At 63.7% G+C, this 16,486-nt stretch carries 13 protein-coding genes and 1 pseudogene; all 14 read right to left on the bottom strand.

What is annotated here, in order from left to right:
* Positions 1-20: 20 nt before the first annotated feature.
* Positions 21-479: a 3-hydroxyacyl-ACP dehydratase FabZ gene (gene fabZ / locus AAFX91_RS14470; RefSeq protein ID WP_130577954.1), complete on the bottom strand. Its 459-nt coding sequence runs from the start codon at positions 477-479 to the stop codon at positions 21-23.
* Complete coding sequence (lpxD, locus tag AAFX91_RS14465; RefSeq protein WP_394566918.1) at positions 479-1,546, bottom strand: UDP-3-O-(3-hydroxymyristoyl)glucosamine N-acyltransferase; 1,068 nt, start codon at positions 1,544-1,546, stop codon at positions 479-481. Before lpxD ends, fabZ begins: the two co-directional genes overlap by 1 nt.
* 32 nt (positions 1,547-1,578) lie before the next feature.
* Complete coding sequence (bamA, locus tag AAFX91_RS14460; protein ID WP_394566917.1) at positions 1,579-4,158, bottom strand: outer membrane protein assembly factor BamA; 2,580 nt, start codon at positions 4,156-4,158, stop codon at positions 1,579-1,581.
* Between the two features lie 175 nt (positions 4,159-4,333).
* Complete coding sequence (gene rseP, locus AAFX91_RS14455; protein ID WP_394566916.1) at positions 4,334-5,485, bottom strand: RIP metalloprotease RseP; 1,152 nt, start codon at positions 5,483-5,485, stop codon at positions 4,334-4,336.
* A 42-nt stretch (positions 5,486-5,527) separates the two neighbouring features.
* Entirely contained in the window at positions 5,528-6,751 is a 1,224-nt protein-coding gene (gene dxr, locus AAFX91_RS14450; protein ID WP_394566915.1) for a 1-deoxy-D-xylulose-5-phosphate reductoisomerase, read from the bottom strand.
* Positions 6,752-6,755: 4 nt separating this feature from the next.
* Entirely contained in the window at positions 6,756-7,604 is an 849-nt protein-coding gene (locus AAFX91_RS14445) for a phosphatidate cytidylyltransferase (RefSeq protein ID WP_394566914.1), read from the bottom strand.
* Positions 7,601-8,359 carry an isoprenyl transferase gene (locus AAFX91_RS14440; RefSeq protein WP_394566913.1) on the bottom strand — a complete coding sequence of 253 codons (759 nt, stop codon included), beginning with the start codon at positions 8,357-8,359 and terminating at the stop codon, positions 7,601-7,603. The genes AAFX91_RS14445 and AAFX91_RS14440 overlap by 4 nt, the downstream gene beginning before the upstream one ends.
* A 14-nt stretch (positions 8,360-8,373) precedes the next feature.
* Positions 8,374-8,937, bottom strand: coding sequence for a ribosome recycling factor (frr, locus tag AAFX91_RS14435; RefSeq protein WP_130229726.1), 564 nt, complete (start codon positions 8,935-8,937; stop codon positions 8,374-8,376).
* A 211-nt stretch (positions 8,938-9,148) separates the two neighbouring features.
* A complete protein-coding gene (pyrH, locus tag AAFX91_RS14430; protein ID WP_394566912.1) occupies positions 9,149-9,865 on the bottom strand; it encodes a UMP kinase in 717 nt (238 codons plus the stop codon).
* A gap of 66 nt (positions 9,866-9,931) precedes the next feature.
* Positions 9,932-10,855, bottom strand: a complete 924-nt coding sequence (gene tsf / locus AAFX91_RS14425) for a translation elongation factor Ts (RefSeq protein WP_394566911.1) — start codon at positions 10,853-10,855, stop codon at positions 9,932-9,934.
* A 126-nt stretch (positions 10,856-10,981) separates the two neighbouring features.
* Positions 10,982-11,980 (bottom strand): 30S ribosomal protein S2, encoded by a 999-nt coding sequence (locus tag AAFX91_RS14420; protein ID WP_130577963.1) that lies wholly within the window; start codon positions 11,978-11,980, stop codon positions 10,982-10,984.
* Positions 11,981-12,152: 172 nt separating this feature from the next.
* Positions 12,153-12,419, bottom strand: a pseudogene (locus tag AAFX91_RS14415) (type II toxin-antitoxin system RelE/ParE family toxin); the annotation flags it as partial.
* Between the two features lie 16 nt (positions 12,420-12,435).
* The gene (locus tag AAFX91_RS14410; protein ID WP_394566910.1) at positions 12,436-12,702 is read right to left on the bottom strand and encodes a CopG family ribbon-helix-helix protein; all 267 of its coding nucleotides are present in this window, start codon (positions 12,700-12,702) and stop codon (positions 12,436-12,438) included.
* Positions 12,703-12,766: 64 nt separating this feature from the next.
* The gene (gene dnaE, locus AAFX91_RS14405) at positions 12,767-16,213 is read right to left on the bottom strand and encodes a DNA polymerase III subunit alpha (protein ID WP_394566909.1); all 3,447 of its coding nucleotides are present in this window, start codon (positions 16,211-16,213) and stop codon (positions 12,767-12,769) included.
* Positions 16,214-16,486 lie beyond the last annotated feature (273 nt).

Genomic DNA, 16,486 nt, shown 5'->3' with positions numbered 1-16,486 from the left:
TTGAAGTCGCGCCGAGCCGATCAATCCGTCAGCATCGCGCCGACATCGGCTTCGGCGACGATCTGACCGTTGACCTTGGCGTCGCCGTGAAACCACCACATGGTCTTGCGGCGGCCGATCGAGCGCATGTGGTACTCGATGGTGTCGCCGGGCATCACGGGCTTACGGAATTTGCACTTGTCGATGGTGAGGAAGTAGACCGCGCGCGGCCTCTCGGTGCCCTCCACCGACTTGATGCCTATCACGCCGGCGGTCTGCGCCATGGCCTCGATCATCATCACGCCGGGATAGACGGGGCGTTCGGGAAAATGCCCGAGGAATGATGGCTCGTTGAACGTGACGTTCTTGACGCCGATGCCGCTGTAGTCGGCGCGGATGTTGATGACCCGGTCGATCAACAGCATCGGATAGCGGTGCGGCAGCGTCTTGAGGATGTCGTTGATGTCCACAAGCTCGAACCTGACCGGTGACTCCTCCATCACTCCCTTTCCTCGCCTTTCGAAACCGGCGCACCGTCACGCACCAGGCGCTCCACCGCAAGGATCTCCCTAAACCACTGTTTGGTCGGTTTGGCAAAGTGACCGCCCCAGCGGCCGTTGGCTGGAATGTCGTCCTTCACGGCGCTCATCGCCGTGACCTGGGCGCCGTCGCCGATCTTCAGATGGTTGTTGATGCCCACCTTGGCGCCCAGCGCGACATTGTCGCCGATGGTCAGGCTGCCCGCGAGCCCGATCTGGGCCGCGAGCAGGCAGTGCCTGCCGATGGTCACATTGTGGCCGATCTGGACCTGGTTGTCGATTTTGGTGCCCTCGCCGATCACGGTGTCACGCAGGCTGCCGCGGTCGATGGTGGAAGCGGCGCCGATCTCGACATTGTTCTGGATCAGGACCCGCCCGGTCTGCGGCACCTTGAGGTGGCCGTCGGGCCCGAAGAAGATGAAGCCGTAGCCGTCCTGGCCGATATTACAGCCGGGATGGATCAGCACGTTGTTGCCGATCAGGGCGTTCTGAATCGTCGTCTTGGCGCCGACATTGCAGTCGCGCCCGATCTTGACGTCGGCCGCGATCACCGCGCCTGCGCCGACGACGGTACCGGAACCGATCTCGACCCTGGCCCCGATCACTGCCAGCGGGTCGACGATCACGCCGTCCTCCAGATGCGCCGTGGGGTCGATGATCGCCGACGGCGCGATGCCCTCGACACCGAACCACGAGCCGGGCCTGAGCGCGTCGCTGTGCCATTGCCGGGCCAGATGCACGAAGGCGTGGAACGGCTTTGCGGCCCGCAACACCGCCACATGGGCAGGCACGTCGGCCTCGAAGCGCGGGCTGACCAGACAGGCACCAGCCTTGGTCGAGGTGAGCTGGTCGACATATTTGAGATTGTCGAAAAACGCCAGATGCATCGGGCCGGCCTCGTCGAGCGAGGCAAGCCCTCTGATCACGTGGCCACCCCTGGAGGGGTCGACCAAATGCGCCTTCGTCAACGCGGCGATGTCAGCCAGCGTCGACGAAGGGGGACTCTTGAAGAAGATCGGCTGCGCCATTCCATCCGTCGCAGTGCGGCCGACGATCGCGGTTAGAACGATGTTCCGCCGCCAAACTTGAATTGCTGCACGCGATCGAACTGACCCTTGGTAAGCGGGACAGCATAGTCGAAGCGCAGCGGACCGAACGGCGAGGCCCAGATCAGGCCGACACCGACCGAGGTGCGGACAACGTTACCATTATCATACTGCAGTCCGAGGCAGGTTCCGGGATTGGACGGGACCACCCCGTTGCCGACGGTTGGCGGAATGCAGCCCGGCACGTTGACTTCGCCGGTCTGCGCCCACGACGTCGGTCCCTTGTAGTCATATAGACCACCGGCGTCGGCATAGATCGAACCCTTGAGCCCAACTTCCTTCGGCAGGAACCAGAACGGCATCTGCAGTTCCGCCGACACGCCCCAGTACTTGGTGCCGCCGAGCGCGTCCATCGTACCGAACGGGTTGATGTCGCGCGGACCAATGCCGTTCGGAGCAAAACCGCGGACCAGGTTCGGACCCATCTGGAAGTGGTCGAGCATCCGGATCTGATCGTTGCCGACCTGGTTGAGAATACCGCCCTGGGCATGGATCAGGCCGACGATATCGGCGACCAGCGGAGTGTAGTACTTCACGTCGATCGCGGACTTGATGTAGCTGACGTCGCCACCGACGCCGGCGAAGTCCTGCTTGAAGTCGACCAGCAGGCCGTCGGTCGGGTTCTTGTTGTTGTCGAGCGTGTTGTAGTTGAGCGAGTAACCGAGCGCCGACGTGAGCGTCTTGCCGCCCTGCAACTCCTTGCGGACCGGCAGCGAGGCTTCGCCGTCGCTGTAGCACCACAGGCCGAGTCCGGAGCTGTCAGTGGCGCTCTGGCCCCCGGCCGTCGCAGTGCCTCCTGCAGGAATTCCGTTCAGTTGCGCGAAGGCCGGCGACGGGTTGAAGGCAAGCAGGCCGTTGTTGGGATTGTTGTTACAATTCGCCAACTGGAACGGCAGGCTGATCTTCTGCTGATAGATCGAGTAGCGGAGCTGCAACGCGAGGTCTTCACGCAGGCTGAAGCCTAGCCGCGGGCTGAAGCCGAGCGTTTCGGTACCGTACGAAATATAGCTGTTTGCGAGTTGCTGGCGCTGGTACATGTCGAGGCCGAGCGCCACGCGATAGTCGAGCAGGTACGGCTCGACGAACGACAGCGAGTAGCCGCGCGCATATTGTCCATAGGTCACGGACGCCTTCGCAAACAGGCCTCGTCCCAGGAAGTTGCGTTCCGAGATACTGACTTCGGCGAGCGCACCGTCCGTGGTCGAATAGCCGCCGGAGACCGAGAAGTCGCCGGTCGACTTTTCCTCGAGATCGACCACCAGAATCACGCGGTCGCTGGAGGAGCCCGGCTCGGTGGTGATCTTCACGCTCTTGAAGAAGTCGAGGTTCTTCAGCCGCCGCTCGGCGCGGTCGACCAGGGCGCGGTTGTAGGCGTCACCCTCGGAGATATCGAATTCGCGGCGGATCACGTAGTCGCGGGTGCGGGTATTGCCGCGAATATTGATACGCTCGATATAGGTTCGCGGGCCCTCGTCCACGGCGAACACGATCGAGACCGTGTGATTCTCGAAATTGCGATCACCGCGCGGCCGCACGATGGCGAAGGCGTAGCCGCGCCGCGAGGCTTCGATCTGCATTTCCTCGACCGATTTCTCCAGCGCCTCGGCGTTGTAGAGCGAGCCGACGGAAACACGCGAGAACGAGCTCAGCGAGTTCGGATCCAGCGTCGCGATCGAAGACTGGTAGCTGACGGACGCCACCCGATACTGCTGTCCCTCCTCGATCTTGAAGGTGACGAGGAAGCCCTTCTTTTCGGGATCGTATTCGGTCAGCGCGGCCACCACCTGCACGTCGGCGAAGCCGTGCTTGAGGTAGAAGCGGCGAATCAGGTCGCGGTCGGCCTCGACCCGATCGGGATCGTAGGTGTCTGCGCCGCCGAGGAAGCTCAGCAGGTTTGATTCGCGGGTCTTGATGACGTCGCGCAGACGATAAGAGGAATAGTAATTGTTGCCGATGAACTCGATCGACCGGACACCGGTCTTCTGGCCTTCGGTGATGGTGAAGATCAGGTCGACGCGGTTGTTCGGCTGCTCGATGAGCTCCGGGTTGACGCGCACGTCATAGCGGCCCGAACGGCGGTAGATTTCGACGATACGCTGGGCATCGGACTGCACCATCGGACGCGAGAAGGTACCGCGCGGCTTCGACTGGATTTCAGCCGAAAGCTGGTCGTCCTTGACCTTCTTGTTGCCCTCGAAGGCGATTCGGCCGATCACGGGGTTTTCGACCACGGTCACGACGATCCGGCCGCCGGCGGGGGTGATTCGGACGTCCTGGAACAGGCCGGTCTCGATCAGCGCCTTCAGGCCATCGTCGATGTCAGCCTGGCTCAGGCGGCCGCCCGGACCCGGCTTGAAATAGGAGCGGATGGTCTCGACCTCGACACGGCGGTTCCCCTCCACCGTGATCGCATCCACCGTCTGCGCGACGGCAGGCTCAGACACAAGCATAGCCGCCAGCGAGGCGGCCACCGGCACAGCGAACATGATCAGGGCGGCAAGCAAGCCCCCCCGCACTCGCATTCCAACAATCATGCGCACCGCGCCCTTATCATTCCACGGCCGGCCCGTTCCCCAACGGACCGGCAGATTCCCAACCTTGCTGCACAGCTTGTAGCCAATTTTGTTACGTCGGCAACCGACTGACGGCTGTACAATTCCATTTTCATTCCAAGACGTTGCCGTTAGGCAACGCCACAAAAAAGCCGTTTCACGATGCCGCGAGATGGAGAATGTCGTTGTAGGTCGCGAACACCATCAGCATTAGCACCAGAGCGAGGCCGATTCGGAACCCCATTTCCTGTGCGCGTTCAGATAGCGGCCGGCCGCGGATCGCCTCGACCGCATAGAACAAAAGGTGACCGCCATCGAGCAGCGGTACTGGGAACAGGTTGAGGAGCCCGATCGAGATCGAGAGCACGGCGGCCAGGTGAATTAGCGCGGCAAGGCCGATGCTGGCGACCTGGCCCGAGATTCGCGCGATCCCGAGCGGCCCGCCGACTTGGTTTGCAGCCTCGCGCCCGGTGAAGACACCGCCGATATAGGACAGTGTCCGGTCGACCACGAACCAGGTCTCCTTCACCCCGAGCCAGAGCGCGGTAGCGGGATCGACCCGCTCGGTCACGGCCTCGCCTGGCGCGGTGGCGCGGGTGATTCCCAGAATGCCCTGCCGGTGGGTGTTCCCGAAGGGATCCTTGATGTCGCGAAGCTCAGGCGTCGCCTGCAACTGGATCGTGGAACCGCTGCGCTTGATGGTGAAGGTGAGCTGATCGCCGCCGTGGATGCTGACGACGCGCTGCATGTCCGAGAAGCTATCGATCGTAGTACCGTCGATCGCGGTGATGACGTCGCCGACCTGGAAACCGGCGACCGCCGCGGCACTTCCCGGCTCGACCTTGTCGACCTGCGCCGTGGTGCTCGGCTTGCCGAAGAAGGTGAACAGGCAGGTGAAGATCACGATCGCCAGGATGAAATTGGCGATCGGGCCGGCGGCGACGATGGCCGCGCGCGGCGCGACCTTTTTGTGATGGAAGCTGCCCTTACGTTCGTCCGCGGTCATGGCCGAGAGGGTCTCGGTCGAGGGCGTCGAAGCTTCACTGTCGTCGCCGAAGAATTTGACATAGCCGCCGAGCGGAATCGCGGAGAGCTTCCAGCGCGTGCCGTGGCGGTCATTGAAGCCGAACAGCTCCGGGCCGAAGCCGAGCGAGAAGGTCAGCACTCTGACGCCGACCCAGCGAGCGACCAGGAAATGGCCGAGCTCGTGGAAAAAAACGACGATAGTCAGGACAAACAGGAAGGGAACCACATAACCGACGAGCCCGTGGCTCAACGTATTGAAACCATGTACGAAAAACTCGGTCATTCAGTTCCCCTCGACCAGGGCTACAAGCCTGGTTCCAACCCTCTATGATGCCTTTAAGGCAATTTGAGGCAATAGGGAGGCAGCCCTATTTCTCGCGTTATGGTCAACGGAAATCGCATCATCTGCCGATGTCAGAGGCGCCAGATTGCCGGACCTGATCCAATCGTTCAGGGTCGCCTCCACCAGCCGCGCGATCGCGCCGAACTTGATCTTGCCGGCGATGAAGGCGGCAACCGCCACCTCATTGGCAGCATTATATACCGTGGTCGCGCCCCGACCGGTCCTTAACGATTCGTAAGCCAGTCGGAGCCCCGGGAACCGCTCGAAATCCGGCGCCTCGAAGGTCAACTGGCCGACCTTGGCCAGGTCGAGCTTGGCCGACGGCCCGACGATGCGATCAGGCCAGCCGAGGCAATGCGCGATCGGAATGCGCATGTCGGGCGTGCCGAGCTGCGCGACCACCGAACGGTCCGAAAATTCCACCATGCCATGGATGATCGACTGCGGATGCACGAGCACGTCGATCTGATCCGGCGTCAGCGCGAACAGATAGGAGGCCTCGATCACCTCGAGCCCCTTGTTCATCATCGAGGCTGAGTCGATCGTGATCTTCTGACCCATGCTCCAGTTCGGATGCTTCAACGCCTGCTCCAGAGTAGCCTGCTCGATGTCAGCGGGCGCCCAGGTGCGGAACGGCCCACCGGAAGCGGTGATGATCACCCGCACCAGTTCCTCGCGATTGCCGGAGCTCAGCGCCTGAAACAGTGCGTTATGCTCGGAATCGGCCGGCAGGATGCAGGCGCCAGCCTTCAGTGCGCGCTGCATGAAGAAATCGCCGGCGCAGACCAGACACTCTTTGTTGGCAAGCGCGACCGTCGCGCCGCGATCAACCGCCGCGAGCGCCGGCTTCAGGCCCGCTGCGCCACTGACCGCCGCCATCACCCAATCCGCCGGCCGTGCGGCGGCCTCGATGATCGCGCTTTCGCCGGCGCCGCATTCGATCCGGGTGCCCGCCAGCGCATCCTTCAATTCGGACAGCTTGCTCGGATCGGCCACGGCCGCAAAGCGCACGTTGAATTCCCGAGCGAGCTTGGCCAGGGCCTGCGCATTGCCATTGGCGGTCAGCGCCTCGACGCGGAAGCGGTCGCGCGCACCGCGCAGCAAGTCCATGGTGCTGTCGCCGATCGAGCCGGTGGCGCCCAGCACGGTCACGGTGCGGACCGCGGATGCCGCGGCCTTGTTGTTTCGCAATGGGACAGCGCTCATTTCCTCACCAAACCATAAGACCGTGGCCGACGCCATCCGCGCCGCCCCGCAAGAAGCCGAAAATCGCGGCAACGGCAACCGCGGCGACGAAGCCGTCCAGCCGGTCCATCAGCCCGCCATGGCCGGGAATGAGATGGCTGGAATCCTTCACGCCGAACCGCCGCTTCACCGCAGACTCGAAGAGATCGCCGAACTGGGAGACCACCGACAGCACCGCGCCCAAGACCAGCACCGGCACAACCGCGCCGAGGCCGAACACCGCAAAGCCCGCCGCGACGACGAGACTACCAACGAAGCTGCCGACCGCGCCCGCCCAGGTCTTCTTCGGGCTGACCCGTGGCCAGAGTTTTGGGCCACCAATGCTGCGTCCGGCGAAATAGCCGCCGATGTCGGTCGCCCAGACGACCAACAACACGAACATCAGCGCCACAAAGCCTTCTTCCGGATCCTGTCGCAGCACGACCGAGGCGACTTCCGCGACGGCGGCGTAGCAAAATCCGGCTATCGTCCACCGACGTTGCTCGGATGAAATCACGGCGACCACGATCAGCCCGACCGCCAGCACCGATAGCGAGGCGTCAAGCCGCCCTGTCCCGAGACAGAGCCCCGCTGCCGCCAGCGCAAGTGCACCGGCCACGGTCACGCGCAGCGTGTGTCCGACGCCGATGACCATCAGCCATTCGACATAGAGGCCAATCGCGGCGAGCGTGACCAGAAGCGTCCAGAGAACACCGCCGGCATAGGCGATCGCAATCGCAACCGGCGCCAAGACCAGCGCCGCGATGACGCGCATCAAGAGATTGCGCGAGGACGGCTCGCTCGTTGCCGCGGGTGCGGCTTTATCTTGGGTCACGATGCGGTTTTCGCAGCCAGACCGCCGAAGCGGCGCTCGCGTCTGGCGTATTCGGCGATTGCACTTTCCAGCGCCGCCTTGTCGAAGTCCGGCCAATGGATCGGCACAAACACGAGCTCGCTATAGGCCGCCTGCCACATCAGGAAATTCGACAGCCGCTGTTCGCCGCTGGTGCGGATGATCAGATCGGGATCGGGAATGTCGGGCGCGTTGAGATATTGCCCGAGCGTGTCGGCATCGATCGATGCGGGATCGCGCTTTCCTTCCGCCACCTCCTGCGCCAGCCGCCGCGCGGCGCCGGCGACCTCCTGGCGCGAGCCATAGTTGAAGGCGACGACGAGATTGAGCTTGGTGTTTGCCCTGGTCAACTCTTCGGCTTCGTTGAGCAGCGCGCAGATATCCGGCTCGAGTCCCTCACGCTCGCCGATGACGCGTACCCTCACCCCGTCCCGGTGCAACGTCGCCAGATCATTGCGGATAAAGCGGCGCAAGAGGCCGAAGAGATCCCCGATCTCGGTCGCCGGACGCGACCAGTTCTCTGACGAGAACGAGAAGATGGTGAGATAGAGTATGCCGAGTTCGTGGGAGGCGCGCACCACCCGGCGCAGCGCCTCCACGCCACGCCGATGTCCCTCCGCGCGCGGCAGGCCGCGTGCCGCCGCCCAGCGCCCGTTGCCGTCCATGATGATCGCCACATGCAACGGACTGCCGGTTCGATCCGGTCCGGCAGTTGCAGGTGCGGGGGCGTTCGACATCGGCGCTGTCCAAATCAAACGGTCAGGATTTCCTTTTCCTTGGCCGCCAGCAACTGATCGATCTCGGCGATCACGCCGTCGGTCGCCTTCTGCACCTCGGCGGCGAGTCGCTCCTGATCGTCCTCGGAGATCTCGTGATTCTTCTCGAGCTTCTTGACGACATCAAGCCCATCGCGGCGGACATGACGGACCGCCACCTTGGCCGCTTCCGCATATTTATGCGCGACCTTGACGAGTTCCTTGCGACGCTCGGCATTGAGTTCGGGAATGCGCAGCCGCAGCACTTGCCCTTCGGTCGCGGGGCTGAGGCCGAGATTGGAATCGACGATCGCCTTCTCCACCGCCTTGACCATCGTCTTGTCCCAGACCTGCACCGAGAGCAGCCGCGGCTCGGGCACGCTGACGGTGGCGAGCTGGTTGAGCGGCATGTGCGAGCCATAGGCCTCGACCTGGACCGGCTCCAGCATCGACGCCGCGGCACGGCCGGTACGCAGACCGCCCAATTCGTGCTTGAGGGACTGGGTCGCACCTTGCATACGGCGCTTCACTTCGTTGATGTCAAAACCAGGCGTGGGCATGACGCTCTCCCCTTCCTCTGGATGGTCCGATCAGGTGGGATCGGATCGTGATCTCATCTCTTCGCTTGGGCATGATCTCGTCGAAAAACCGGTTCCCGCTTTTCCGGATCATGCCCTATTCTTTGTTTGAGCATGATCTTTTCGGAAAACCGGTTTCCACTTTTCCGGATCATGCTCGAGAAACCAACCGCCATGCCGCAACGCCCAAGCGTCAGCCGGCGACGACCGTACCGTGGCCCGTGCCGCGCAGGATGGCGCCGATCGAGCCAGGCTCGGCGATCGAAAACACAATGATAGGCAGCGACGTCTCGCGGGCAAGTGCGAATGCGGTCGCGTCCATCACCTTGTAACCGCCCTCAATCGCCTGCGAATGCGTCAGGCGATCAAAGCGTTTGGCCGACGGGTCCTTCTTGGGATCGGCGCTGTAGACGCCGTCGACATTGGTGGCCTTCAAGACCGCGTCCGCGCCGATCTCGGCCGCGCGCAGAACCGCGGTGGTATCGGTGGTGAAGAACGGATTGCCGGTTCCACCGCCGAGCAGGATGATCTTGCCCTCGGCGAGGTATTTGTGCGCCGCACTGCGGGTGAACAACTCGGAGATTTCCGGCATCACGAAGGCTGACAGGGTGCGCGCCGGCGTGCCCTTGCGCTCGATCGCCGATTCCAGCGCGAGGCAGTTCATTACGGTCGCCAGCATGCCCATGGTGTCGCCGGTGGTGCGGGACAGGCCATGAGACGACACCTGCACTCCGCGTACCATATTGCCGCCGCCGACCACGACGGCAATCTCAGTGCCGAGATGGCGCGCCGCGATCAGGTCGTCGGCGATGCGGTCGATGGTGGGCTGGTCAATGCCGAAGGATTGGCTGCCGGCGAGGTATTCGCCTGAAAGCTTGATCACCACGCGACGATAGACCGGCTCAGCCATGATGCTCCCTCATCCCGCGCAAGCAGGCTCCGGCGCGATGGCGCCGGAACCGTTCGATCCACGCGGTTACTTCTTGCCGCTGGCCGCCGCGACTTCGGCTGCGAAATCGGATTCCTGCTTCTCGATTCCCTCACCAAGAGCATAGCGCACAAAACCGGCAATCTTCACCGGCGCGCCGACCTTGCCCTCAGCTTCCTTAACCGCCTGCGCCACGGACTTTCCGCTATCGTGGATGAAAGCCTGCTCCAGCAGGCAGACTTCCTTGTAGAAGGTCTTCAGGCCGGACTCGACAATCTTCTCGATCACGTTCTCCGGCTTGCCCTGCTGACGGTACTTGTCGGCGAGCACGTCCTTCTCGCGCCGGACGACGTCAGGATCGAGCCCGGCGGGATCGATCGCCTGCGGGTAGGCCGCGGCGACATGCATGGCGAGCTGGCGGCCGAGCACGGCAAGCTCATCGGTCTTGCCGGCCGATTCCAGCGCCACGATCACGCCCATCTTGCCGGCGCCCTCGATGACGGCGTTGTGGACGTAGCTCGACACCACGCCCTTGCCGACCTCTAGCGAAGCCGCGCGGCGCAGCGTCATGTTCTCGCCGATGGTCGCAATCGCATCGTTGATCGCAGCTTCGACCGTGACGGCGCCGACCTTGGCCGCCTTGATCTTCTCGACGTCGGCGCCGACCTCGAGCGCGACCTGGGCGATCATCTTGACCAGACCCTGGAATTGATCGTTGCGCGCGACGAAGTCGGTCTCGGAATTGACCTCGACGACGACGCCCTTGGTGTCCTTGGTCAGGGCGCCGATCAGGCCCTCGGCGGCGACGCGACCGGCCTTCTTGGCGGCCTTCGACAGGCCCTTCTTGCGCAGCCAGTCCTGTGCGGCCTGCATGTCGCCGGCGGCCTCGGTCAGCGCCGCCTTGCAATCCATCATTCCCGCGCCGGTCGACTCGCGCAGGTCCTTGACCATCGCTGCTGTGATCGTTGCCATCATTGAATTCCTTCTTGCCTGTGAAGCGCGGCGGCGCCTTTAGGGCGCCGCCGCGAGCGACAGGGAATGCCTTGATCTGGGAATTGAAGCGCTGGCCGGAAAGGTCCGGCCGCACCGCCGTTCAGGTTATTCCGCTTCCGCGGTGAGCGCCTTGGCCTGGGCGACCCAGGCGTCGGCACGGCTCGGCAGACCGACCTGTTCGCCGATCTTGTGGGCGGTGTCGTGATCGAGCTCGGCGAGCTGCCAATAGTGGAAGATGCCGAGATCGTTGAGCTTCTTCTCGATCGTGCCCGACACACCGGTGAGCTTCTTGAGGTTGTCGGCAGTGCCGCGCGGTCCCGGCAGCCCCTGGAAGCCGGTCGTCGCCGACGGCGCCGGGAGTTCTTCCTGCTGCGGCTGGAGGGAGGCGCCGATATCGATGCCGGCATCGCCCTGCGCGCGCGAGATGCCGTCGATCGCGGCCCGCGCGACCAAGTCGCAATAGAGCGAAATCGCCCGGCCAGCGTCGTCGTTGCCCGGCACCACAAAGGTGATGCCCTTGGGGTCCGAATTGGTGTCGACGATCGCGGCGACGGGGATGTTGAGCCGCTGCGCTTCCTGGATCGCGATGTCTTCCTTGTTGGTGTCGATCACGAAGATCATGTCGGGCAGGCCGCCCATGTCCTTGATGCCGCCGAGCGAACGGTCAAGCTTGTCGCGCTCGCGCTGCAGCGTCAGCCGTTCCTTCTTGGTGTAGGAATTGGCTTCGCCGGACGAGAGCACCTCGTCCAGATGACGCAGCCGCTTGATCGAGGCCGAGATCGTCTTCCAGTTGGTCAGCGTACCGCCGAGCCAGCGCGAATTGACGAAATACTGCGCCGAGCGCTTGGCCGCATCCGCGACCCCGTCCTGCGCCTGCCGCTTGGTGCCGACGAACAGGATGCGGCCGCCCTTGGCGACGGTATCGCTGACCGCCTGCAACGCACGGTGCAGCATCGGCACGGTCTGGGCGAGATCGATGATATGGATGTTGTTGCGGGCGCCGAAAATGTACTCCGCCATTTTCGGGTTCCAGCGGTGGGCCTGGTGGCCAAAATGCACGCCAGCTTCCAAAAGCTGACGCATGGTGAAATCGGGTACCGACATCGTTTTGATTCTCCGGTTGGTTCCTCCGGAAACGTGTGAGCAAGCGAGCCTTCTCGGCCCGGCTGCCACCGGACGGCCTTCTAGAGCCATGTTTCCGTGTGAGATGGCGCGCTGTATAGCGCGATTTCCGCCAGAAGCAAGGAAAATGGGCGGATTTGGGGGCGTCCCCTCTTTAAAGGGTCTCGGGCCACCGCCAGGCGCCGTGAAATACCCGCAAAACCTGCACGGTCTGGCCCGCCACACGATAGGGCACAATATACGGCGTCATCGGAATCACCAGTTCTCGCGTTCCTGGAACCCGGCCCGGCCTTTCCATTTCGGGATTATCGGATAGCAGCATCTCCACATCGTGCATGATGTAGAGCACAATACGCTTCGCCGCCGCGGGGCTGCTCTGCTCAATATAGGCTCGTATCGCGATCAGGTCCTCGACAGCTTCAGGGGACCAGACGCGCTCATGTCCGCTTGGGAAACGGCTTTTCTTTGCCGCTACCCCACGATGTCACCCAGTCTTTGACCTCGTCGTGCGAAATTCCCTCGCCGCGATCGAGTGACGCGATCGCTCGCTTGACGCCCGCAATCTGCCATTCGTTGACGTCGAGATACTCGTTGATCGCCTCGGCGGCGAGAAAGGAACGGCTGCGCCCGGTGCTCTTGGCCAGCTTTTCCAGCCGCTTCTTCGCCGCGAAATCTACGCGCACTGTGAAGGTGGTAGAGGCCATATCTCACCCGATGTACCAGCTCGTGTACAAATAAGCACAGGCTGCCCGATCCGCGATCCGGCGCTCATAGCGTCTCGACCATCTCGACGCCGCTAACCGCCTTGATGGCGCCCGCGATCTGCGGGGACACCTGGAAGCGGCCTTCGAGCTTGAATTCGACTTCGGTCTCCAGATCGAGCCGCAGCACCAGCGCGACATCGCCGCCGGTGCCGTTCCCCGGCTGCAGGCGCTTGGCGATCGAGTCCAGCGGCTTGGTGTCGCGCAGGAAGATGCGCAGGCCCTTTTGCGTCTTGGCCGCTGCGGCATCGAGCGGCTCGGCATGCAGCACGCGGGCGCGGACGTCCTCGCCCTGCAGTTCGGCGCCGAGCTGCAGGAGCACGGCGGCGCCCGGCTCCAGCACGTCGCGGTATTGCGCCAATCCTTCGGAAAACAGCACCGCTTCGAAATGGCCGGTGGGATCCGACAGGCCCATGATGCCCATCTTGTTACCGGTCTTGGTGCGCCGCTCCATGCGCGATACCACCGTTGCCGCGACCTTGCCGGCGGTCGCACCGGTTTTGACCGCGCGCGAGAACTCGGCCCAGGACTGCACGCGCAATCGCTTCAAGGCCGTGGCGTAGTCGTCGAGCGGGTGACCCGAGAGGAAGAAGCCGATGGCATCGTACTCGCGTCGCAGCCGATCCGCCGGCAGCCACTGCTCGACCTGCGGCAGCACGATGCTCGGCGCGTCCGAAAGCCCGCCGAACATATCGTTCTGGCCCGATGTCGCGGCCTCATGGCTCCGCTGGCAGGCGGCGAGGATCGCATCGGCGCCGGCGAAGACGCGGGTCCGGTTCGGCTCAAGCGAATCGAAGGCGCCGGCGGCGGCGAGACTTTCAATGATGCGCTTGTTGATCGCGCGCGGGCTCACGCGCGCCGCGAAATCGGCCAGCGACGTGAAGGCGCCCTTCTTCCGCTCCTCCACGATCTGCTCGACCGCCTGCAGACCGACGCCTTTCAGCGCGGCCAATGCGTAGTAGATGGTGTTGCCGCCGACGTCGAAGGTTGCGCCGGAGCGATTGACGTCGGGCGGCTCGACCTTGATGCCGAGCCGCTGCGCCTCGGAACGGAATTCGGAGAGCTTGTCCGTGTTGTTGAGTTCGAGCGTCATCGACGCTGCCAGGAACTCCACCGGATAATGCGCCTTCATGTAGGCGGTCTGATAGGAGACCAGCGCATAGGCCGCGGCGTGGCTCTTGTTGAAGCCGTAGTCGGCGAACTTGGCGAGCAATTCGAAGATCGTCTCCGCCTGCCCTTTCGGCACGCCATTCTTGACTGCGCCGGCGACGAAGATCTCGCGCTGCTTCTCCATCTCGGCGCGGATCTTCTTGCCCATGGCGCGGCGCAGCAGGTCAGCTTGGCCGAGCGTGTAGCCCGCCATTTGCTGCGCGATCTGCATCACCTGCTCCTGGTAGATGATGACGCCGAACGTCTCTTTCAGGATCGGCTCCAGGATCGGATGCAGATATTCCGGCTCTTCATCGCCGTGCTTGCGCGCGCAATAGGTCGGGATGTTGGCCATCGGGCCGGGGCGATAGAGCGCCACCAGCGCGATGATGTCCTCGAAACGGTCCGGCCGCATGTCGATCAGCGCGCGCCGCATGCCCTGGCTTTCAACCTGGAACACGCCGACCACATCGCCCCGCGCCAGCATCTGGTAGCTGTCGGCATCGTCGATTGGCAGCGTCGCCAGATCGACGTGCACATCGCGCTGCTTGAGCAGCCTCACGGCGACATCAAGCACCGTCAGCGTCTTCAGGCCGAGGAAGTCGAACTTCACCAGCCCCGCCGGCTCAACCCATTTCATATTGAACTGGGTCACCGGCATGTCGGATTTGGGATCGCGGTAGAGCGGCACGAGCTCGCTCAAGGGGCGGTCACCGATCACGATGCCGGCGGCGTGGGTCGACGCGTGTCGGGTCAGGCCTTCCAGGCGCTGCGCGATGTCGAAGGCGCGCGCGACCACCGGATCCTCGTCGCGGAAAGCCTGCAGCTTTGGTTCACCCTCGATCGCCTGCGCCAGCGTCACGGGCGCGGCGGGATTCTGCGGCACCAGCTTGGTCAGCTTGTCGACCTGGCCATAGGGCATCTGCAGCACGCGGCCGACGTCGCGCAGCACGCCGCGCGCCTGCAGCGTACCGAAGGTGATGATCTGCGCCACCTGGTCGCGGCCGTAGCGCTCCTGCACATAGGAGATCACCTCGCCGCGGCGATCCTGGCAGAAGTCGATGTCGAAGTCCGGCATCGACACGCGCTCCGGATTGAGGAAGCGCTCGAACAGCAGGCCGAACCGGATCGGATCGAGATCGGTGATAGTCAGCGCCCAGGCAACCAGCGAACCTGCGCCGGAGCCACGGCCCGGCCCGACCGGAATGTCGTGCGCCTTGGCCCATTTGATGAAGTCGGAGACGATCAGGAAGTAGCCCGCATAGTTCATGCGGTTAATGACATCGATCTCGAAAGCGAGACGCTTCTGATAGTCCTCTTCCGTGATGCCCGGCGACAAGCCGTGGATCCGCAGACGCCTCGCGAGCCCCTCCTCGGCCTGGCGTATCAGCTCCGCAGCCTCCTCGCTTGCCGCATCGGACCCCGATCCCGCGCCTACAGTGAAGCGCGGCAAGATCGGCTTGCGCGTCTTCGGCCGGAACGAGCAGCGCTCGGCGATCTCAACCGTCGACGCCAGGGCTTCCGGAATATCCGCAAACAGCACCGCCATCTCGGCGCGCGTCTTGAAGCGGTGGTCGGGCGTGAGCTGCTCGCGATCGGTCTCTGCGATCAGCCGCCCGCCGGCAATGCACAGCAGCGCATCGTGGGCCTCGTAGTCGTCGGTGCTCGCGAAATAGGGCTCGTTGGTCGCAACCAGCGGCAGGCCCTTCGTATAGGCAAGATCGATCAGGCCGGCCTCGGTGCGGCGCTCCTTGTCGATGCTGTGGCGCTGCAGCTCGATATAGAGGCGGTCTCCGAACAGGCTTGCCAGGCGGTCGCAACGCGTGGCGGCAAGGCTGGCGTGATCGGCCGCGAACGCAAGCGTGATCGGTCCGTCCGGACCGCCGGTCAGCGCGATCAGGTCCTCGGCATCGTCCGTCAGCCAGTCGAACTTGATATGCGGCAACTGGTGGACGGGCGTCTCCAGGAACGCCCGCGAGTTCAGCCGCATCAGACTGCGATAGCCGCGTTCGCGCGCGGCGAGCAGCACGATTCGGGCCGGAGCGCCGGCCAGCACACTGCGCGAATTCGGATCGACGTCGCCGAAATCGATCGCGAGCTCACAGCCGACGATAGGCTGGATGCCATAGCCGGCCATCTTGTCGGAGAATTCCAGCGCGCCGAACATGTTGTCGGTGTCGGTCAGCGCCAGCGCCGGCTGGCGGTCCGCCTTGGCAAGCTCGCCGAGCTTGGCGATCTTGATCGAACCCTTCAGCAGAGAATAGGCCGAATGAACGTGAAGATGGACGAATCCGGCACTGGGCATGGGTGCTTCGAAGGGCCTTGGTTTGATGGAGGAACGCAACCGCCGGGCCTGGGCACAAGGCCGCCGATCCCGACTCGCCATTCAATGGTGATGCGTCCGATCCCCGGAGTCCACGCCGAACGCGCCATCGTGATGCGGCGTCCCGCTTTTCCCCAACGGATGGCAACCGATGGCGGCCGACGAAATCGGCGCGCCCCCTTGTATCTGCACGGGCATGATTTGTGCGATGGAAGCGATTTAGCGTCTTGGCCGGTGGCCACCGGCCAAGACGCG

The sequence above is a fragment of the Bradyrhizobium sp. 31Argb genome (assembly GCF_043638955.1).
Classification (GTDB): Bacteria; Pseudomonadota; Alphaproteobacteria; order Rhizobiales; family Xanthobacteraceae; genus Bradyrhizobium.
Note: the sequence above shows the minus strand (reverse complement) of the source record. Positions and strands in the feature narration are given on the sequence as shown.